The sequence below is a fragment of the Streptomyces sp. NPDC013187 genome (assembly GCF_042899705.1).
Classification (GTDB): Bacteria; Actinomycetota; Actinomycetes; order Streptomycetales; family Streptomycetaceae; genus Streptomyces; species Streptomyces hawaiiensis_A.
Genome location: NZ_JBIBAF010000043.1, coordinates 1 through 3,508 on the forward strand (window position 1 = coordinate 1; position 3,508 = coordinate 3,508).

Genomic DNA, 3,508 nt, shown 5'->3' on the forward strand with positions numbered 1-3,508 from the left:
ATCCACACCACCGGCCACCAGCCGCCACAGATCCTCCGGCGACGACACCCCACCCGGATAACGGCACGCCATCCCCACGATCGCGATCGGCTCGTTCTGACGGCCTTCTACCTCGGTCAGCCGCTTACGGGCGTCGCGAGCGTCGGCGATGGCCCGCTTGAGGTAATCACGGAGCTTTCCCTCGTCCGTCACGTGCTTTCAACTCCTGAGCATTGAAGGGGGTGGTGCCGGGGCGGGGCCTGTCGCCGCCCGGGCGCGGTGGGGGCGGGGGTTCAGTCGAGTTCGTCGACGAGGGCGAAGAGCTCCTCGTCGCTGGCGGCGTCCAGGTCCAGGCCGCCCCCGGCCTCGGCGCTGTCGCCGTCGCCGTCGCCGTCGCCGGGTACCGCTTCGGCGAGGAGCAGCAGTTCCCTGAGCCGGTCGGCGAGGCGTGCCCGGGACTCGTCCCCGGGTGCCAGGGACTTGAGCAGGGACTCAGCACGGTCGAGGTCGGCGAGGCCGGGGTCGTCCGTCGGCCCCTTCCGTTCCTCGATCCGCGCGGCGACGAACCGGGCGAGTGCGGTGGGGTTGGGGTGGTCGAACACGAGGGTGGTGGGCAGCCGCAGACCGGTGGCCCGGCCGAGCTGGTTGCGCAGCTCGACCGCGGTGAGCGAGTCGAAGCCCAAGTCCTGGAAGGGCCGGTCGGCGTCGACGGAGTCCTGCCCGGAGTGGCCGAGGACCGCGGCGGCCTGTCCCCGCACCAGTTCGATGAGGGCCGCCTCGCGCTCGGCCGCCCCGAGCGCACCGAGCTGCTCCAGGAGTCCCGGGCCCTGCGGCGTGCCCGTACCGGCCGCTGTGCGGCGGGCCGGGGCGGCGGGTGTCAGGCCGCGCAGCAGCGGCGCCGCGTCCTCACCCTGCCGCCGCAGGGCTCCGGCGTCGACGTACGTGGCCGCCAGCACGGGCCGCGCGAGGCGGAAGGCGGCGTCGTACAGGTTCATCGCCTGGTCCGACGGCAGTGCCACCAGGCCCAGCCGGGCCAGCCGCCTGAGGTCCGTCTCGCTCAGGCCGCCGCTGATGGCGCTCTCCTGTTCCCACAACCCCCAGGCCAGGGAGAGGCCGGGGAGGCCCTGCGCCCTGCGGTGCTGGGCCAGTGCGTCGAGGAAGGTGTTGCCGGCCGCGTAGTTGGCCTGTCCCGCGGTGCCGAGGAGACCGGCGACGGACGAGTAGACGACGAAGGCCGACAGCGCTCGGTCCCGTGTCAGTTCGTGCAGGTTCCATGCCGCGTCCACCTTGGGCCGCAGCACGGTGTCCAGTCGCTCCGGGGTGAGTTCTCCGAGCACCGTGTCGTCCAGGACCCCCGCCGTGTGGACGACGGCGGAGAGCGGCCGGTCGTCGGGCACCGCCGCGAGGACGGCGGCCAGCGCCTCACGGTCCGCGGCGTCGCATGCGGCGAAGGTGACGCCGGCACCCAGGCCGGTCAGCTCCTCCTTCATCCCGGCCGCCCCCGGGGCGGATTCGCCGCGGCGGCTGAGCAGCAGCAGGTGCCGGGCGCCGTGTTCGGTCACCAGGTGCCGGGCCAGGATCCGGCCCAGTGTTCCCGTGGCGCCGGTGATGAGGACGGTGCCCTCGTCCCACCGGGGCGGGACGGCGCCGTCGTCCGCGCCGGGGGCGCGCTCCAGGCGGGGCACTAGGAACGCGTCGCCGCGCACGGCCACCTGGGGCTCCCCGGTGGCGACGGCCCCGGTGACGTCGCTGTCGCCGTCACCGTCGACCAGCACGACACGGCCGGGGTTCTCCGTCTGCGCCGTCCGCAGCAGGCCCCACACGCCCGCGTGCACCAGGTCCGGGACGTCCTCGTCCGGGCTCGTGGCCACCGCGCCGCGGGTGACGACCACGAGCCGCGCCTCGGCCAGTCGCGGATGGGCGAGGAACGCTTGCACGGTCGTCAGTGCCTGCCGGGTGGCAGCGCGCGCCGCCTCGGCTACGGCGGGGCCGTCGGCCGGGGCCGCACCGTCCCCGTCCGGGGCCCACAGGACGGTGTCCGCCCCGCTTCCCGCCACTTCCTCAAGGTTCTCGTACGCCTTCACGGAGGGGACCGGCGAGGCGCCCAGCGCCGCCCAGCCCGAGGTGTCGGCCGTTCCCCGGGGCGCCTCGGTCACCGACCAGACGGCGGGGAACAGTCCGTCCCGGCGGGCGTCGGCCGGCCGCAGTGCGTCCGCGGCCGGCGGACGCAGGAGCAGCGAGTCCACCGACGCCACCGGCAGTCCCGTGCCGTCGGCGACCTGGAGGGACGCCTCCAGCGTCTCACCGCCGGAGTCCGACAGGGTCAGCCGTGCCCGTAGGACGGACGCCCCGGCGGCGTGGACGCGCGCACCCGACCAGGCGAACGGCAGGCGCGGCAGCCCGTCGTCCCCGGTGACGCCGGGCAGCAGCGGGTGCAGCACGGCGTCCAGCAGCGCCGGATGGAGCAGGAAGTGTCCCGCCCTCTCGCCCGCCTCGTCCGGCAGCGCGACCTCGGCGAAGATCTCGCCCTCGCCCTGCCACACCCGGCGCATCCCCTGGAAGGCGGCGCCGTAGGCGAATCCGTGATCGGCGAGACGCTCATAGGCACCGTCCAGGTCGATCTCGGCGGCGCCCGCCGGAGGCCAGACGACCAGTCCGGCCCCGGTGGCGGAGGGGTCGACGGGGGTCAGCGAACCGTGGGCGTTGAGCACCCACTCGCCCTCCCCGTCCGGGCCCTGTCCGGCGGGGCGGGAGTAGATCTCGACGCCGCGCCGTCCGTCGTCGGCCGGCTCCCCGACGGCGACCTGTACGTCGACGCCACCGTGTTCGGGCAGGGCGAGCGGTGCGGCCAGGGTCAGGTCCTCGACGTGTGCGCTGCCGGCCTGTTCTCCCGCGCGCAGGGCCAGTTCGAGGAGGGCGGTGCCGGGCAGCAGCACGGTGCCGGACACCGTGTGGTCCGCGAGCCACGGGTGGGTGCGCAGGGAGAACCGTCCGGTGAAGAGGTACGCGTCGCGTCCGGCCATCCGCACGGCGGCGCCGATCAGCGGGTGCTGGACGGTGCTCAGGCCGAGGCCCTCGGCATCGATGTCCGCGGGGGGCGCGTCGAGCCAGAAGCGCCGGTGCTGGAAGGCATAGCCGGGCAGCGGCACGCGGCGGGCGCCGGGCAGTGCCGTGTTCCAGTCGGGTTCGGCTCCGCGCATCCGCAGCAGGGCGAGCGCGGACATGACGGTTTCGGGCTCGGGCCTGTCCCGGCGCAGGGCGGGGGCGAGTGCGCCCGGCGGCTCGGTGAGCGAGGCCTCCACCAGGGAGGTCAGGACTCCGTCCGGGCCGAGTTCCACGTACTGCCGGACGCCCAGCTGCTCCAAGAGGCGTACGCCGTCGTGGAAGCGGACCGCCTGGCGGATGTGCCGGGCCCAGTACTCCGGCGAGGTCAGCTCCTCCTCGCTCGCCAGCACCCCGGTCACGTTCGACACCACGGGAATCCGCGGCGCACGCAACGACAGCCCCCGCGCCACCTCCTCGAACTCCT

The 3,508-nt window shown here is 74.8% G+C and carries 2 protein-coding genes; both read right to left on the reverse strand.

Translation table 11 applies throughout. The annotated features are described in order from the left end of the window. A partial coding sequence (locus ACFY5B_RS39390) for a polyketide synthase docking domain-containing protein (protein ID WP_389980062.1) occupies positions 1-192 on the reverse strand: 192 nt, incomplete at its 3' end. 80 nt (positions 193-272) lie between these two features. Continuing rightward, a partial coding sequence (locus ACFY5B_RS39395; protein ID WP_389980064.1) for an SDR family NAD(P)-dependent oxidoreductase occupies positions 273-3,508 on the reverse strand: 3,236 nt, incomplete at its 5' end.